This window comes from Paenibacillus terrae (genome assembly GCF_005217525.1).
Taxonomy (GTDB): Bacteria; Bacillota; Bacilli; order Paenibacillales; family Paenibacillaceae; genus Paenibacillus; species Paenibacillus terrae_C.
Genome location: NZ_PNXQ01000016.1, coordinates 1 through 18,649 on the forward strand (window position 1 = coordinate 1; position 18,649 = coordinate 18,649).

Here is an 18,649-nt window from a genome sequence, read left to right on the forward strand (position 1 = left end):
TCTTAAGCGTGTCTCTGCTTCTATTAATCAAATTACTTATTCTGGTTAATCAACAGACGTGATAAATAAAACCATTTTGATCTATATGTACTCTTGATTAAAGCTACTGAGGGTATTATGAAATTGATTCAAATAATGCTCAATAAAAATAATTATTTTCGATAACGAAGTTAAGCACTCTGCTTTCTTTGTTTTTTTGTGTTCTAAGAATGGCTTCTTTTTTTGAGAGAAGAAAGGAGTACGCCAAGACGATAACGAATAGCTTTATATAGTTAAAATGAATGTTAACGGAGTATTATCGCGACGTCTCTGAGGAAACAAAAACCTGGAGGGGGAATGTTATGAGGTTCACGCATCTGGAAAAAGCGACAACTGTGCTGTTGGATCATCCGGTTCGTCTGACGTCTGCTTATGCAGTCGGTCCGGTCAAGCTGCCGGAAAATTGCGGTGTGGGTAGGGCATGGTCCGATCATTTTACCCCTGAGGAATGGGATTTGGAAAGGGCTTGTAATGAAGAAGGACTGGAGCTTTCGGCTGGAGGAAAGGCAGCGTGCCGCTTTTTAACTGAGCTGGACCCCCGGAACGCCGAATTGAAATTAGGTGTCTTTTCGCCCCTGACTGAGCAAGAAAGGCTTTTGTTGGTTTCTAATCTCCGCTGCGCGGCAGCACAGGAAGTTATTTTCAGACCGTTTGAAGGAACAGGACAAATTTGGGTGGACGGCATATTGGTATATGCGGAATCCGGTCCTTTTCGCCTGGTTCTGGATGAAGGCGATCATACGGTGGTGGTCGTTGCAGCCTTTATTCCCGATGAAGCTCGCTCTATTCGGATTAGTGGAACTCTTATTTATGATAGTGCAGATGTGGCGGAGCTGCATCAGGAATTCGTAGAGCGCAATATACGTTTTCATATGGCATGGCTGGAGGTGGAGAAATCCGCTGGCAGGGAGGGAGAAGACAGTCCGATCTCATTTTATTTGCTGCGCAAGGATCGGATAGATCTTCCTGAAGATCAGCCGTTATGGGTCGAGGTAACGAATGATGAGGGAACATTGCTGGACCGGTTTCAGGCGTTTTGGGAGCAGGAGCAGCAATATGCTTGGAATGAGGAAGTTGTCGGGAATACGGGAATGCTGCATTTTACGGTTACATATCAGGACCATGAGGCAAGAGAGCATTATTTTGTGTACTCGATGCTTGTGCGGCCTTTGTTGGCGGTTGTGGAGAGTTTGCAAGAAAAGTACGACCAGTATAGTCAAGCTTATAATATAGATGCTTTTGGCTCTGCGAAGAAATTACAGGCAGAAGGCTTGCTGGCTGAGCTGAAAAGGTTAACGGCTTTGCCGGAAGATCCTTTTGAAATCTGGGATAATCGCATAGTGCGGGAATATATCAAGCTGCTAAAACGGATTTTCACACATGCGTATACGGAACGGCCTCAGCATCCATCTCGGGAGGATAACATCCTTTTGTGCCCTGACGGGATTGGCGAAGGCTTTTTTGTCTCCCGTTTGGACAACAGCCTGCAACGCTACACGATACAGCTTCCCCGAAGCTATTCGGCGGATCGGCAGTATCCTCTAATCGTCCTGATGCCGGGCAAACGGTATGAGCTGGGTCTGCCGGATTTTCAGAAACGGGGGTTTGGACGGGGCTGGGAAGAGGAAGCGATATTCGTCACTTTTTCGTGCCGTGGAGTTACGCTGGGCAGCTACATTGGCGAAGCCGCTTTTCTGGAGGCGCTGGATGTCATTCTGCAAGCGTACCCGGTGGATGAAGACCGAATCTATCTGACGGGCTATTCTAACGGCGCATACGCTGCCTGGGCGATGGCACAGGCGTATCCTTCGCGTTTTGCGGCTATTGCTGTCATTGCCGGCGCACCGCATCCGAAGCATCTGATGAACCTGCTGAATATGCCCATATTCAATGTGGTGGGAGATCAGGATTACTTGTTTGCGCAAGCTTATACAGCACCTGAAACCGAGCTTGCATCCGACTATTATAAAGGAATGGTGGAACGGTATGCCAACCATTGGGACACGCATGAACTGAGGCTTTTGGACGGTGTACTGAGCTGGCTTATGCAATGGACGAGAGTGATGCTGCCACAGCGTATTGCCTACCGAACGGAGCGGGGGAGACATCATCGGGCTTATTGGCTGGAGCTGTCGCAGGCAGATGAAAACGAGGAATACGCGGAGCTGTACGGTGAATTAAGCCAAACGGGTGAACTGGATGTTAGAGCCGTCCACGTTGATGAATTTATTATTCACCTCTCACATGAGATCGTACCATTGGAGCTTGCACATGTCCGTATTGGAGGGCGGATTTTCGTGTTGGATTTGCTAGAATATAACCGCTTTCGCTTCGTTAAAATAGAGTTGCGGAAACGCCCCTCACCTGAATATCGATTAATTGCTGAACGGGGCAGCGAAACAGATGGGATTTCTGGAAAAGCAACAGATGATGAAACGGCTATGTTTAGGTTAGACGGCGCAGGTCGGAATCCTTCTGGCCATGGTATGGGAGTGCTAGACGTTTATATGGATCGTCTGCATATTGTCCTTCCATCCAGCTATGCTACACCCGAAGAAGAGCAGGCGGTAAAACGGACGGCAAAGGCTTTGGCCAGCCCTCGGACAGCGACTTGGAATCCTTATATTGGTGTTCATTATCCTGTGGTGGCTTCTCACATGATTTCGGAGGAAGAACTGGCTGACAGTAACGTGATTTGTATCACCTCAGGTTTGTCCAGACATGAGCTGCTTCAGCGGTATCAAGCCCATTTGCAGATCACCTGTACGGAAAAAGGGTATGTACTGGGTGGTGATTTCACGTCAGGCGAGTATTGTCTTTCGTATATCCAGCCTGTCCCGTGGTCCCCACGCCAACAAATGCTTGTTGTGGCCACCAATTCTCCCCGCATGCTAGCTAAAAACCTGTTCACGCGCAGGCTGATTATGCCCGGTTATTTTAACGGTCTGCACCCGTATTTGAACAAGGATATTATCGTGTATGACAGCAAGGGTGTGCGTGCTTTTAATTTTACTTCCATAAATCATGCGCAGCAAAAGCTACAAAACTGATCCAAAAGCCGTAATGAAAAAAACCGTTCGGAGCCACGCTGGCGATCCTGACGGTTTTTTGCTGCTTTATTGCAGTGGTTTGTCATGGTAATGACGTCATATATAGAAGGGCGTTAGGACAGATCAGTTTTTATACTGCTCCATCAGATATACGATCTTGACCTCATCGGCCAAATCGCCAAAGGGTTCATAAGGATTCTCCTGAATGATATGATATAAACGCTGGACTCGTTCCTTTGGCAGTTTGCGCACATATCTGGAAATAAAACCGGCGTGCGTGACCACGTAGCGTTTTTTACGGACAGCAGCGTTGGCGACACGGACGAGAATATCCTCGCCTCCTGCCATTTCCAGAATGCGGCGTTCATAAAAGGTCACGTAACGGAACGTCCGATCCTTGATCAGCTCACGATTTAATCTGGCAATCTCTCCGATATATCTGACCATAAGCGGCTCAAAGCTTTTGATCAGGAGAGGGTCGAGCGTTAGCTCCATATCCTTGCGGAGCACAAAGGATTGCAGCAGAGCGACCTGCTGGAGCCTTATCCGGTCATTGTGGATGAGTACGGCAATCTCACGCAGCATTTCATAGGAGACACGCTCGTTGAGCTGTCGCAGGGCAACTGCGTTTTTATGATTGATATTCAGGCCCTGTTTAACTTGCTCTATGCGGCTTCTGAACAGGCGTATAAGCTGCCTGCGCTGCTCATAGGGACGAATACGCTGCTGTAAAAGCACCAAGGGTAGCAGGAGAAGTGCGCCGACGATACCACACAGGAGCATTTGCTGGGTAGAATGGCCGAAAAAGACGGCAGCGACCAGTAGCACGATGACGAAGGCAAGGTCCTTGCGAAAATAAAGCTCGGCTCTGTGGTGGGCATATTGCTCTACAGGAATCAGTGCATCCCGACCGCAAGACGTACATTTATCTTCCCATAGGGCAGTAAACTGTCCGCAACGCTTGCAGATCCGCAGCTTTTGGTACGCATGCTCGGTGTGGATAAACGGACGAAATTGTACAGGCTGTTTGGCACTACTCATTGCGATCACTTCTCCGGTTCAGCAGGGCTAGAAGCTCGGTGCTCAATTGTGTAATCGAGGGAGCGCGTTTTTTATGTATAGAGTAAGTGATTAATTTGATGGCGACAAAAAGAAACAAAATCGCCAAACATCCGTATGAGATCATAGTGTACTTCCTCTTTCTGCTCAGATTTTTACAGCGATAATTTGCAAGAGCGGGTTTCGCTTCTGTCATTTTTGTCGTATAAAGGAGAAGGCTGGTGCCCGATTGCCCTTGTTGGGGTATAATTATATCATTACTGCAGGATATTGGTAAAATCCCGCAGTATAATAGGCTTCTTGGCTGTAATCAGGCTATTCGGGCATCATTTTCAGCTGGCTCTCATGTAAAACTCATTATAATTTAATAGTAGGAGAGTACAACTGTAATTTAGAATGAGAACTAACCGGCAAAGGGGTACAAGCGATGTATAGTAGAGACAGAAAATGGTTTTTGGTCATCGGAATCATATGTGCAATGATCATGACCTCAATTTCGGCATGGCAGCCGCAGACGGCGAATGCCGCTTCAACCTCAGCCTCCAAGGTGGATGCGGTGCTGGTTGTCGATGTGAGTAATTCCATGAATACCAGTGATCCAGGCAAAATTGGCAATGAAGCCATGAAAATGTTCATTGATATGCTGTCGACGCAAAATGACAAGGTCGGTATTGTAGCGTATACGGATGTCGTACAGCGCGAGAAGGCTTTGCTTAATATTACGTCCGAAGCGGACAAGCAGGAACTGAAGTCGTTCATTGACGGGCTGAACCGGGGGGCGTATACTGACACCTCCGTAGGTGTCAAGGAAGCGATTCGCATTTTGCAGGATGGCAAAACAGCCGGACATGCGCCTATGATCGTCATGCTGGCCGATGGTAACAACGATTTAAATAAAACAGCGGGCAGAACTGAAAGCCAATCCGATCAGGATATGGCGAAGGCTGTGGCCGAAGCTAAAAATAGCGGTGTTCCGATCTACACCATCGGTTTGAATGCAGACGGAAAACTGAATAAAAACAAACTCGCAGACATTGCGCAGCAAACGGGCGGTAAATCTTTTATTACAAGCTCGGCGGATGACCTGCCGAACATCTTGAGTGAAATCTTCGCCAGCAATTTGAAGCTGAAAGTTGTTCCTTTGAAGTCCATTACAGCGAACGGCAACTATCAAGACGTTACGGTAACTGTACCGAACGATAGCGTGCAGGAGGCTAACATTTCGATTATGTCCTCCAAGCCGGTGGATGCGAGACTGATAGACCCGTCGGGCAACACCAAGCCGATTCCTTCAAGTGATGTACTGCTGTCCAAATCGAAAAGCTACTCGCTGATTAAACTGCTCAAGCCTGTGGCTGGCGACTGGAAGCTTCAGGTCAAGGGAGTCCAACAGGATCAGATTGATATTAATCTGGTGTTCAACTATGATTTGGAACTGAAACTGGACGCACCGCCTGCCAAAGCCTTCAAAAAAGGTGACGCTGTCCAAATTCGTTCCTACCTGACGAGTAACAACCAGCAGCTTCAGGATCAGGAACTGTATGCAAATATGAATGCAGTTCTGAAGGTCAAGGACCTTGATTCCGGTACAACGAATGAGGTTCCATTGAAGAATGAGGGGGACGCTTTTACTGGCTCGTACACGATACCAGAAACGCATGACTATGAACTGACCGTCAGAGCAGAGGAAAAGAGCTTCTACCGTGAAACCCAGCCTGTGACCATCAGTGCCAAGGCTGCGGCGGGCAGTGGCACAAATAATGGTACTACGACGGCGCCGGCAGCATCTGCCGAGAAGTCCAAACTGCTCCCCCTCATTCTGTTGGGACTGGGACTGATCGTTCTGCTGCTTGCAGCCTACTTCATCTGGAAGGCTGTCAAAAAAGCCAACCGTGGCTTCGTTGGACAAATCGTTCTGGAAATCAGGGACGAAAATACCGGCGAAAAAACGTATCCGCAATACAAAAAGCTGAACACCTTCCGGGGTAAATTCAATCTGCACCAGTTGCTGCAACTGGCACCGGAATTTGCCGGAACCGATAAGGTAGTGTTCACGCCAGCCAATCAGGACCGTATCATGGTGCGCAGCACTCCGGAGATTACGATTGAAAAATCTGGACGCGCTGTAGATACAGGCAGTGGTCTTGAACTGAAAAACGGCGATCGTCTGACGATTCCGCTGGCAAGCGTGGACAAAACCATTTTGCTGGAATTCATTTCAGTAAACAGCTAAACGAACCCTTAGGAGGTCAAATCTATGAAACCAGTAGTTAGAGAGCATATCCAGCAATTAGACGTATCACTCGGCGGAGGGATCGTAAGCGATAAGATTAGAGTGGATACCATTGATAATCCCATTTTGATTATCGGACTCGGAGGTACGGGTATTGATGCCCTTCTCCGCTTGAAATATCAAATTAACCGCAGATTCAAGCTGCCGGCAGATCCGGTTTCCAAGAAAAAGAGCGAGAAGCCGGACAACGTGGAATTTCTGGCTTTTGAAACAAATGAACAGGATCGCAACAAAAAATATAAAGGGATTGGCCTGGACCCGATCAACGAGTTTGTCCTGCTGTCCAATGCGGAAATCGGCGGATTGCTGCAAAACCGCAGCATTTTGGAGCCGTACATTACGGATTGGCTGTCACCCGAGCTGAGTATTACCGATGGCATGAACGGGGCAGCAGGGGTGCGTCAGGCTGGACGTTTGCTGCTGTTCACCAAAATCAATCAAGTCGTGCAAAGCATTGACAAAAAAATCAAAACCCTGTCTGAAGGCACCAATAAGAAGCTGATGGTGTTCCTGCTGTCCGGTTTGTCCGGCGGTACGGGGAGCGGTACCTTCCTTGATATCTCGTATATCGTCCGTGGGATTATTGAGCGTGATTACGGCTCCGCAGGTGTGGACCGTGTAAATACATTAGGGTATCTGTTTACACCGGACATTAACCTGGCGAACAAAAGCCTGAGCGAGCATACACGCGAATATATTAAAAAGAACGGCTATGCCGCGCTCAAAGAGCTGGACTACTGGATGAATGTAGACAGTCGCGGAGAACGGTTCAAGCAGCAGTATGGCAACATTTTGACTGTGAATTCACCGTTGCCGCCGTTTAATCTGTGCCACCTTATTTCTGCGACGAACACAGAAGGCAAGCTGCTGGAAAACGCCTATGATTACTGCATGAATGTTACCGCCGAGAACATCACCAACTTTATGGCGAGTGAGGAAAAGCAGTCAGGCGAAGAATTTGCCATTCATGACTATATCAGCAACATTCGTACCAATATTGCACAAATGAACAAGGCATATCCTGCCAACTACGATTACAATATTATCGGGGCTTCCTCGGCGGTACTGCCGATGGAGGAAATGACGACATATCTGGCCTACCGGATGTTTGGCAAAATGTCCAAAATGTTCGAGCAATCGCCGAATCAAGAGGATGTCGAGAAGTTTGCCCGCAAGCTGGGCGTGGATCTGGACAGTATGATCAAAAACTTCGAATCCCGCGTCCCTGAGCCGTTGCCAGGCTTTGAAAACAGTGAACGATTAAGCTATAACAATGTGGTCAAAATGCAAGTTGTGAATATGGACACCGAGCTGGAGCAGACCTTCCTGACACGTGCGCGTGAGGAATATATCAAGGCGAAGAAGCAGCTTCCGGGTGAAATTACGGGGCAGTTTACCGACCAAATTCGGCGGATGTTCCTGCATCCCGAGCAAGGGCCGTTTTATGTGTCCCGTATGATTTATACGGAAAAAGGTTTTAGCTTGCTGAAAATGCTGCTTTCCTACATTGAGACGCTGCGTGAATCACTACATCGTATCCCAACGGATATTGAATGGGCGCGTGAACAGGCGGGCGAAAAGCTGGGCGATGCCAAGAGCGCGTTCGTGTCCAAGGATAAAAAGAAAAATGCGTACATTGAAGCGAAAATCAATGAATACTGGCTTCGGGCCGACGTGGAGCGAACAGAGCAGCTTATTGAATTTTATGAAGACCTGTATGATCTGCTGAACAAGGAAAACAGCCGCATTTATAATGTATTTACTGAAATTTTGAATGCCCTGAGCGCAATTTTCGAGAAGAATGGCGATCTGCTGATCAACGGCGAAGAACAATCCGATCACAGAGGCAACAAGACGTACTATTGGAACCTGGTCAGTGTCCCGGATATTTCCGAAGTCGTAACCAAGTTGCTGGATAAGCGTGACGGTGACGATTTGATCCGTGATTTTGCCCAAGAGTTGCTGGAAAATTCGGATCAATGGGTGAAGGATCAGGATATCGACATCATTAGTTCTATCTCCAACTTCCTGACCGATAAGTTCGGTGATCTGATCACCCGTTCGATGGAGGATTTCCTCGTGATGAAATACGGGCAGGATGAGGCCATTGAAAAATTCGTGGAGCGCTATATTGCAAGCAAGCTGGATGAAGAGGCCGTACCTGTTTTTCATCTGAGCAATAGCTCTGGTAACCTGTATTTCCCGTCATGGGGCTTCGTTTCGGTTCCGGTGCAGTCGCCTAATATTCTGAAAGGCGTTCGCAATTATCAAAATAATGCCATTGGTAAATCACACTTTACAATTAAAGAGAGCGAAGTCCGTAACCGGATTTTCTGGCTCAATACGCGCAATGGTGTGCCGTTGTTTGTATATACACCGCTCAAGGTGTATGAAGAAAGCTATGAAAAAACGATTCTTGACCGCGAAGGTATTGGCCGCCATCTAGTGCAAACGGGCCAGAACAACTGGACGAATTTGCCGTCACCGATTCCTGAAAAATCGTGGGGCGAAACGTATGTCAATTCGCGTGTGCAAGCTTACAATGCCCGCATCCGTAACGATTTCGACCGTGCCAAGTCACTTGGCGTGATCCGTGAGAAGGATGTTGACCAGAATACGAGCAGCCGCTTTACTGTGCTGCGTTCACGTGCGCTGGATCTGAATGGTCTGCTGGCAGGCTACGATATGCGTCTGCAAGAATCCAAGCCGAATCTGGGTGAGGTAAAGAGAGCATGGTCTGAGCTAAAACGTCTGCTGGCTGAAGGGCTGGAACAGGCGGGAAGCAAGGACATCTTTGGCAGCATCAATGAAGAGATGGCGAAGGAAAATCTAATCCGTTCACCGGAGTTAACGCAGGTGGTTCGTGAAGAACTGGCGAAATATACACAGATGGAAGCGAAGGCTGCTGAACTGGAAGCCTTGCTGGGCAAATATCAGGATGAGGAAAAATGGCTGGATCAATTCATTCAGGCACTCTATACCGACACGATTACGAAAAAAGGCGCTTTATACGTATATGACCGTGACGAAGAGGAAGAGGCATGGGAGCCGTTTGCTAATGTCATGAAGAGCCGTAATTACGTGGAGTTTGAAGTGTTTACGAATTTCCGTGGTCTGGAAGATAAAAAATATGCAGCCCTGATGCGTAAGGCGGACCGCCGTGATGCTGTCCTGACTTCGTCTGAGGACATTGCGCCGTTGCTGGCGAAGCTGGATGAGCTGGCTGCAACCTACACGGAAGCCCGGAATCAGTTGGAATATGAAAAGGTGGAGCTGGCTAACGGTGCGGAACTCTATGCGTTTTACGCTCAAATGTCCGGGAAATTAAACGATATTCGCAGAAAGTTGAAGTAAAGTATGAGAGAGCAGCTGTTACGTTATGCGGCTGACTATGCAGCCGCAGAGGACCAATTAATCGGTAGCGGGGATGGACGCAGCAGCATCCATTTCCCGTCCGTGTTTCTTTTTATCGGTGACCGTATGGGCCCGGTGATGAACACCATTGCAGATATCAACCGGACCAAGTGGGATAACAGTACGGGGGTAACGTACATTCACATCCAGTCGCAGGAAAACCATGCCGCTGTAGACCGTTCGGTGGATGCTATTGTCCATACGGTAGCGGTACCGGAGGAAAACAGCCACAAAACCGGACGCCGTGATTTGCATCAGGCTTTTTATACACATGAGTCGCAGTTGGTTGAGCTTAACACCGCGTTGCGCCGGGCGAGTGGGCACTTGGCGGATTACGGTCGTTTGTATTCGTCGTTCGAGCGTGTCCATCTATCGATCCTGACGACAGCCGACGATCCCATGAATGTATTGGTTCCCGAGATTACGCTGTTGGCGGAATATATTTTTGCACAGTCCTTTAAGTCGGTGCAGATGGATCTGTACGTTTTGATCAGCGAAAGCGATCAGACAGCCCAATTTGGCTATAGCAGCGCAGCGTCAGTCGCTTTTATGAGAGAACTGGACTATTTCCAAAGTCCGGATTATACGTTCACGGCGCCACTGCATATGACTGAGGACAGACTGACCATTCCAGTATCTCATGCTCCGTCGCCGTTGTTCGATCTCGTCTATGTGCTGTCCGACAAGAACGAACGCGGTGTAACGGTGCCGAATAGCCTGCGAGAGAGCTGTGATATCATTTGCCACATTCAGCTTCTCAAAAACCGCTATCAGGCGGGAGATTCCTATCGGTCACAGGATGGGGGGTACAACAATACATCGTTTAAAAACAACATTATGACGGAATCCGGGCGTCAGGGCTATGTGTCGGCCGGATTTTCCCGGGTCAAGCGCCCTAATGAGTCGATTGCGCTTACGGTGCTGCATCACTTTTATGTGAAACTGCTGGCCCGTATGAGAACAGAGCAGGAATGGGATATACGCGATAAGCTGGATTATTTCGGTTTGGATGCTGCCGAGCGCAGCCGTACACGAAATGACCTCGTTCCTGGTAATGAGGCCATTACGGACATGAGCGCTTTAATGACCAGCGGAGCCAGCTACGGCTCGTTAAAGCGAATGACACTGCGCGAGGCGGAGGAAGCCTTGTTCGGACAGGGCTGTGAAGCCTTTTTCCGCGATAATTGTGAACGGATCGTACAGAAACGGTTGGGGGATTTTCAGGCGGAATTACGTCTGCAAACGGCTGTGAACGAATCGGCCAAGGAGCACCCCGAGATCGGTTTGTTCGAGCTTACGGACTGGACGGATGAGAATAAGACCGGGAATGTGCTTACCGCCCTTCGGGGACTGATTCGTGATACGTCCAATGATTTGCAGATCAGCGCTGCTGAGCTGGATGCCCTATATAGCGGACGGGTGGAGGATCAGCCATTTCAACGCTTACCGCTGATGGATAAGCATAATGTGCGCAGCTTGATCCGTTACCTGACTGAGACAGTTTACGGGCACAAGCTGCACATGCTGCGGATTCAAACGGATCTGGAGCTATTTCGCCGTTATGAGCTGGCTCTTGAAAAGTGGCATATGCAGGCGAGACATATTACCGTACAGCTTGCCAATTTGGAGCGTGATCTCCATCAGACTGCAACGGACAGCGTCCGTCAGGCTGACAGCTATACAGGCCAAAACCTGTTTGAGTATTACGAGCGTGTGACGGAGGATGTCATGCGTGAGCTGGAGACCAAGCGGGGGAAAGCCGTATTCTTTGATGTCCGGCATATGGGTCCTGTATCCGGTTTGCTGGATGGAGGTCCGTCAAAGCTGGTGGATCGACTCACACAGACTTGCCGCACTCTGATCCTTAGCGCACAGCCGTTTAACCAGACATTCGAGGAAGAATTGCTGCGGCGGGCGAATGTGGCTGCTGCCTATGAAAATCGGCTGGTTGTTCCGAAGGATGAGCTGTTTAAAAAACTGTACCAAACGCTGGAGGAAAACGGTGGTATTAACATACGTTTGCTGGATTACACCCATGAGCATCGGTATGAGGAAAAATATTTCTTTGGTGACTATGAAGGCGAATTTCTCCCGTATGCACTGGATGTGGATATTACCTCGCGTATTTACAAGCTGGGGTTTGTGCATGAGCGTCGCAGCAGCGGGGTAGAAAAGCTTCATTTGATGGGTGGTTTCCATCTGGAGGATCTGATGGTCTACCGCAACGGCAAGACGTATTATGAGACATATATCGCGAATGGTTTCGTGTTTCACGGGATCAACGCGGATCGGCTGCCGGAACTGCGGTAGCAGCAGATTTATCCTACGAGGAATTTGCACAATCCTCCTACTTTAATTATGGAAGGAAGCAACGATTCTTATGAAGCACCGTAAATTTAATGTTCTCCTATTGCTGTTCGGCTTGCTGGGCGCTGTGGTGGGCTTCATCATTGGAGAGCTGATTCTTAACAAACTGATAGGCCACTGGCCACATATCATCGTGATTGGGCTGTATTTTGGCATCATAGCGCTGTGCATTGGTCTGGGATGCCTGATGGGTGAATGGATTTCGCCACAACTGAACGGGCCGTCATGGCGGCAGCGGTACTCTGGGCTGTCCTGGAAGCTGCTGGTGCCTGCTACGCTGGTAATGCTGTTCGTGGCAGGGCTGTTACTGGAGCTGGGCTATCAGGTGAACCCGGAGGGCCGCAAAAGCGTACAGGACCTCGTGCTCGTCATTGATAATTCCGGGAGTATGGAGCAAACAGATCCCGACAATGAACGTCTGACAGCCGCCAAGAGTTTAATTGGCCAAATGGATGGAGACAAGCGGGTAGCCATCGTTTCCTTTGAGTCCACTGCACAGTTGGTTCAGCCGTTTACCCCGATTGGCACAGATGCGGAGAAGCAAGCCGTTTATGCCAAAATCGACAGCATGCAGACCTTAATGACAGGCGGCACAGAAATCGGTCTTGCTTTGGATGAAACCATCAAAGAAATCGAAACTCAGGGTAATGCGGACAAGGGCTCTCTCGTTATTATGCTGTCTGACGGCTTTAGTGATCTGGATAGCCAGACGGCATTGGCTCCTTACATCGCCCGGCAGATTCCGATTAATACAATCGGTTTGAAGCTCGCTGAATCCGATGGTATAGCATTATTGCAAAATATTGCCCAAATGACGGGTGGAACTTACTTCAATGTGGCGAATGCGCAAGGTCTTACTCAGGCGTTTGGTAAAATTTATGACAAAATCGGCGACCGTACACTGGTAACAGAGCGAACAGGTGAGTATGCCGACAGTCTGTATTTTGCCATTTACCGTGTAACCGCACTGGTAATTATTGGAGTACTGCTGGGATTGGCACTCGGACTGATGTTCGATAACCGTTTTCTGGCCCGGAATTTCGCGATTGGCGGGATTCCTGCGGGCTTGCTGGCTGGCTTTATTTTGGAAAAGGGCCTGTCCGGCTCGCCCATCGGTGATTTGATGATTCGTTTGGTGGCTGCGCTCGTATTGGCGGCTCTGATCGCGGTCTTCTCGCTCGTGTTGCCAGTTGCGGAAAATACTCGCCGTTCTTCCGGAGGAGGAAGCCCTGGTAACCCATCAGGTCGCCGGAGAGGGGAACCGGAAGGCCCTCCGCGCAATCGACGCAGCAGTGGATTTTAGAACGGGAGGCTGGAACTAATGCAGTATAGGGACGCGCAGCCCGGTGATCCTGTTATTTCGGAGCTGAGCCACAAAATTGACGATAACCGGGTTGTGCTTCGCTGGCAGTGGCCAGAAGGAATCGCCGTGGTATATATTGCGAAACAATTAGCCGATCCGGGTGTGAATGGGCAGGAAGATGCCGAAGCGTTGCCGCCTTTTTCAAGCCTTAAGCTCTTCACACGTGAGGAGTACAAGGCTGCTGGCAGCTACCGTGACCGAATCGATGGCATTGGACGCGTGCGATATACCGTGTATCCGGCTGTACGGGAGGACGGAGATACTTTTGTGATCCGTCAGGAGGATGGAGCTAACCGGCTGGAGCTGAGCACGGGTAGAGCTAAAATCAGATATGCGGTCCACCACAAAAAAGGCTGGTTTCGCAGCCGCAAAACGGTGCAGATTCAGGTGACGGCTGAAGTTCCTGTTCCGCAGGAGGCGCTTTGCTATGTGAAAAAGCGTGGTGGCTATCCGGCTGACCGGGAAGACGGAACCTTGTACCCGTTTACGGCACCGTTTGTCGCGGGACGGAATGTGTTGCCCGCTGTCGAAGTGGGCGGAGATGAATTTGTGCGGCTGTTTTTTACGGACGGCCAGAAATATGGCACGGTATATGAATTAGTCCCTGAATGAAAGGAGGCCGCAACCGATGAGTTTTCTTAGCAATTTATTCAGAAGAAAGCCGCAGGCAGCACCAAGGCCGTTATTTTATGATATTGTGTGCCCTTATTGCTTTAGTAAGTTTTCCCCGGAGGAAGTTGTATTCCGTGCTTCCCATCACCGTGAGGATGACGAGGATTACGCTTTGGGCGAGGACGAGCTGCTGAACAAATATCGGGAGCGCTTTGGTTTGGACAGCGTGCATGATATGGAAGCCATTCTTCGTCCCCTTGATGTTCCTGAGGAACACCGTTTGTACTCGGATCATGTACTGACAGGTCTGACGGATCGCTACGGCGAGCTGACACGTCGCAGATTGTGTCCACATTGCCATAATGAGCTGCCGGTGACCGCAGGCAAGGTGCCGAGTAATATCATTTCGATTATTGGAGCTTCACAGGCAGGAAAATCCGTCTATATGACCTCCCTAATTCACACGTTGCAGCATGTTACGGCCGATCATTTTGATGCGGCTTGCATGCCACTGAATGCAGAGATCAGCCGCAAGTTCCGTACGATGTATGAGGAACCGTTGTTTGAGCGTGGGGATCTGCTGACCTCCACACAGAAAGAAAAGATGCAGGAGCCTTTTATCTTCCAGTTTGTGTTTAAGGATGAGGAGAAGCCGCCACTGACGCTGGTGTTTTTTGATGTCGCCGGTGAGGGGATGGTCGATCAGGACTATCTGGGTCTGCACGGTCAGCATATTAAAAACTCGGCGGGCATTTTGTTTATGGTTGATCCGCTGCAAATCCGCTCTATTCGGGAGCGTATCAAGATCAACATCGGGGACAAGCCGGGCGAGTTTGTTTCACAATATGATGAGCCGCGTGATGTTGTACTTACGATGTTCGGTGATTTTATCGCATACCAGGAAAAAGGGAAGACGGACATTCCAACCGCCATTGTCCTGACCAAAAGCGACATGCTCACTGCGCTGTCAGATGAAGAAGGCACGTACATCAAGACAAACAGCAATATTTTTAATCCAATGGAGCACCGGAAATATATGGATTTGAATGAGTTTGCTAACATTGATGGCGAAGTGCGACGGTTCATTGAAAAGGTGGATAAGCCGTTCAAGGGCACGATGGATGTGTATTTTACAGACACGGCCTATTTTGCGGTTTCCGCCTTGGGCAGCAATCCAGTAGATCAAAAGCTGCAAGGGCTGGTTAGTCCGATCCGTGTGGATGAGCCCTTCATTTGGCTGCTCTACAAGCTGAAGTACATTGAGGGGAGAGAATCACAGTGAGTAATTCTACCTCTCATTTGATACAGCAGCAGATGTACACACGGGAACGGCGTGGTATTTTCCGTTCAACGGAAGGTTTCGATACGGTGGCCAATTCCAAGGGGCTGGACACTTCTTTTATTAAAAAGGTGCTGCATCCCTTGTGTGTGTATGATGCGCCTGCTGCTTTAACGGCGCGTGGCGAGAAGCAGGAGAGCGTCTACCCGGAAGCCATGCATCTGGTACGGACGGAGTCCGGAGATGTGGTGCTAGGACGCAGTATCTACAAGGCAGCGGATTTTACTGGGTTGCGGAGCGCCTTTTTTACGCACAATTATGTGATTCCAGGCGGGCATGGTGAATCTCCGTCGGATTACAAGCAGTGGCTGAACACATCTTTTGTCGATACTTACGATATTGAGCAAGGAACGGAATTGCCGGAATTGGAGCGTCTGCCGGGTGGGAGCGTATTTCCATCTGTTGATCCGTCTGCGGTGCTGTCTCAATTGCAGCTCAGCGAAGAAGTTTTCAAGCAGATTCTATATGCAGTCATGATGTCGGCTACGGGCCGTAAAAAGGTATATATAGCACTGAACGTTCCAGTAGAAGCGGTGGCATCTTCAGCCAAGCTGCTGCTGGGTGTGTTGTATGCGGCGCTGCCTTATGCATTTCGCAACAGGCTCGGATTTCTTACATATGCGAAGGAGCCACACAGCAGAAAAGGCATTCATTTGATGTTTGTTGAGCCTTTCAGTTTGCGTCCCGGGGATCGGAATGTGGAAAAGGATTTTGTATTTGACCTGACTAACAGTGGTCGGGTACTCAATGTGGATGCAGAGCAGGTGAGACAGCCGTATTTTGACTGGATTACCCGTACGTTGCTGAATGGCGAGACGCCAGACGATTTTTTCAAATTTGCGGAGCAAATGCTGACGGGCATGGAGGCAGGGCGTGATCTGACGCTATCCAGCTATCACGAGCTCATTACACTGTACAGAATAGAACAGGAAGAACGCGGGTTATATAACGAACGGCGCATTTCCGTACTGAGAAGCTTAACCGACTATTTATCTTCTCCCGATGCGTTGCCACGTAAAATGCGGTTGAATGACTTATTTCTGTCGTTTTTTGATCATGAATTTGATCGGGTGAAGGATGGATATATTCCTGACGTGGGTCTGGTTGACTGCTTCAAGGATTACTATAAAGTTCACGCGCGTAGCAGCGAGAATCGGTTGGTGGAATATTTGATCCGCTCGCTGAATAACGCCTATACCGCCAGAAATACGGAAGCTGTCACTTATATTTATCATACGATTGAAGAAAATCCTTCATTGGGCAAGTCGTATTTTACGAAGGTACTGGGTAATCCGGCGCTCACAAAGCTGCTGTTTATTCCTTACATGGATAGCCAGATGAAAAGAACACCGGATGTGAAGGGGCTGCTGGCTGTCGTGCATGAATGGGGCAGTCGATATATTGAAGTATCGGCGAATGCCGATTTTCAGCTTTTGGCTGAGTCCGCATTGATGGGCAAACTGCGTGCCGAAAGAAAGCCGGTAGAGGCTGTGGCTGCTATTCATCAACGGTTGCAACAATGGGAAACTAGCTCTGCGGTGAGCCAGTTCTCTCCACTGGAGCAATCCGGGTTAACGGAACGCTTGCAGGAAGCGTCGGATCGGTATTTGCTTACGGAAGTGGAGCTCAAGGAAATCTCGCCTGATCAGGTCGTACAGATTCCGTTCTTGACACGTCCTGATTTGGTGCAGTGGGTCGGGAAACTGCATGCCCCGCTCAAGGGACAAGCGGTGCGCTTGATTGCGGCTTACGATTGGTTTGGCACGGAGAACCCGGAACCGTCAGTGCTGGAGGGGCTGGAGCCGGGCGAAGTGGAAAAGGTGCAGGATTGGGCTTACAGTTGGCTGCCCCAGCAGCTTGCGGAGGGCTATTTTGCCCGTCTGCTGCCCGCCTTCTATCGTTCTGATGGCACGGGCGAAGGAATACTGGATTTTGCCCGTCTGGTTAGCTCGATCCGCAAATGGGCGAAGGATAACGATACGATGTACCGTTTTATCCGCTGGTCGGAGGGACATGCCGAATTTGCTACGCCACGAGGCGGTTTTGAACCAGCCTACCGACGTGCGTTGCTTTTGTTCTTCCAGAAGGAAGGACGCGAAGGGCTGCATAAAAAAACGCTGTGGCGTGAATATTTTGAGCCTGCCAAGCCTGTTTTTAAAAATTTCTATCTGACAGCGAGGCATGAGACGGATACACCTTTAGTCAAAACGCTTCGTCGCTTCCGCAAGGGTGGGCTGATCTCCGGGATCGTGCTTGTCGTCATTGCAGGCGCGCTAGGCGGCCTGAAAGCAGCGGGCGTAATCGGCTCGGAAGCCACGCCAGCACCTGTCACTACACCCAAGCCAGTGCAGCAGCCTGTAGTGGAGCCAACAGCACCCGTAAAGGAAGAGCCTACGGCGATTGTGACTCATGTACCCAACACCAAGGCGACTACGAAAATGGTCAAGCTGCTGTTTGCTTTTCAAACATCGGCGGAGCAGGCGGCGTTTAAGCCTAAAAAGCTCGTCATTGTCGGTGCGGATCAACAGGAGTATTCATACGAAAATTTTACGCTTGCTGAACAGAACGACAAGGAAGCAGCCAGTAAAGCTAACACGGGTCAGCCCGGTGATGCGAAAACCGGCAGTGCCACTATAGGAAGCACGATAGCAGGGGAGGCTACTGGCTCAACGGTTGGCGGAGGTACATCCAGCAGAAACAGCGCGTATCAGGTTGGAACGGTGACAGGCCAATCGGGCGCAGGCACGACATCGGGGACTCCTACAGGAGAGAGCGGCACAGCAACCGATGGAACCGGAACCGGCTCTGACGCACCAACCAAGTATGACCTGAAGCAGTATCCTTATCGCACACTGCTGACCATTTGGCAACGACTGGAGCTAGACGATGCTAGTACAGTTACGGTGGATGGAGAAGAGTACCCGCTGGTTCAAGTGAAGACTGCTGATTAAACAAGCAAAATGAAATAGAAATGAAGTAAAAGACGGGCTTCCTTACAGGGCTCGTCTTTTACTGTAATCTCTTTTATATTTTCCGTAAGTATTGACACCAGATAGGCGACTGTTTAAGATTAGTTGGAATTCAAACTATTAAAATTCAATGATTGTGGAGGT

9 protein-coding genes are annotated in these 18,649 nt (G+C 49.3%); 8 read left to right on the top strand and 1 reads right to left on the bottom strand.

The window, feature by feature from the left end:
* Positions 1–341 precede the first annotated feature (341 nt).
* Positions 342–3,089 carry an alpha/beta hydrolase family protein gene (locus C1I60_RS17735; RefSeq protein ID WP_137062934.1) on the top strand — a complete coding sequence of 916 codons (2,748 nt, stop codon included), beginning with the start codon at positions 342–344 and terminating at the stop codon, positions 3,087–3,089.
* 123 nt (positions 3,090–3,212) lie between these two features.
* On the opposite strand, the gene C1I60_RS17740 is transcribed toward C1I60_RS17735, so the two are convergent.
* On the bottom strand, positions 3,213–4,130 hold the full coding sequence (locus tag C1I60_RS17740; protein ID WP_137062935.1) for a hypothetical protein: 918 nt from the start codon (positions 4,128–4,130) through the stop codon (positions 3,213–3,215).
* A gap of 445 nt (positions 4,131–4,575) precedes the next feature.
* Between C1I60_RS17740 and C1I60_RS17745 the strand changes: the two genes are divergently transcribed.
* The 7 genes from C1I60_RS17745 to C1I60_RS17775 all read left to right on the top strand — a co-directional run bounded on the left by C1I60_RS17745 (position 4,576) and on the right by C1I60_RS17775 (position 18,487).
* Positions 4,576–6,381 carry a vWA domain-containing protein gene (locus C1I60_RS17745; protein WP_137062936.1) on the top strand — a complete coding sequence of 602 codons (1,806 nt, stop codon included), beginning with the start codon at positions 4,576–4,578 and terminating at the stop codon, positions 6,379–6,381.
* Positions 6,382–6,405: 24 nt separating this feature from the next.
* Positions 6,406–9,795 (top strand): tubulin-like doman-containing protein, encoded by a 3,390-nt coding sequence (locus tag C1I60_RS17750; protein ID WP_137062937.1) that lies wholly within the window; start codon positions 6,406–6,408, stop codon positions 9,793–9,795.
* A 3-nt stretch (positions 9,796–9,798) separates the two neighbouring features.
* Entirely contained in the window at positions 9,799–12,165 is a 2,367-nt protein-coding gene (locus C1I60_RS17755) for a transcription initiation factor TFIID (RefSeq protein ID WP_137062938.1), read from the top strand.
* A 70-nt stretch (positions 12,166–12,235) separates the two neighbouring features.
* Positions 12,236–13,525: a vWA domain-containing protein gene (locus C1I60_RS17760; protein ID WP_137062939.1), complete on the top strand. Its 1,290-nt coding sequence runs from the start codon at positions 12,236–12,238 to the stop codon at positions 13,523–13,525.
* Positions 13,526–13,543: 18 nt separating this feature from the next.
* Entirely contained in the window at positions 13,544–14,197 is a 654-nt protein-coding gene (locus C1I60_RS17765; protein WP_137062940.1) for a beta-mannanase, read from the top strand.
* 16 nt (positions 14,198–14,213) lie between these two features.
* On the top strand, positions 14,214–15,479 hold the full coding sequence (locus C1I60_RS17770; RefSeq protein ID WP_137062941.1) for a TRAFAC clade GTPase domain-containing protein: 1,266 nt from the start codon (positions 14,214–14,216) through the stop codon (positions 15,477–15,479).
* Complete coding sequence (locus tag C1I60_RS17775) at positions 15,476–18,487, top strand: GAP1-N2 domain-containing protein (RefSeq protein WP_137062942.1); 3,012 nt, start codon at positions 15,476–15,478, stop codon at positions 18,485–18,487. Before C1I60_RS17770 ends, C1I60_RS17775 begins: the two co-directional genes overlap by 4 nt.
* Positions 18,488–18,649 lie beyond the last annotated feature (162 nt).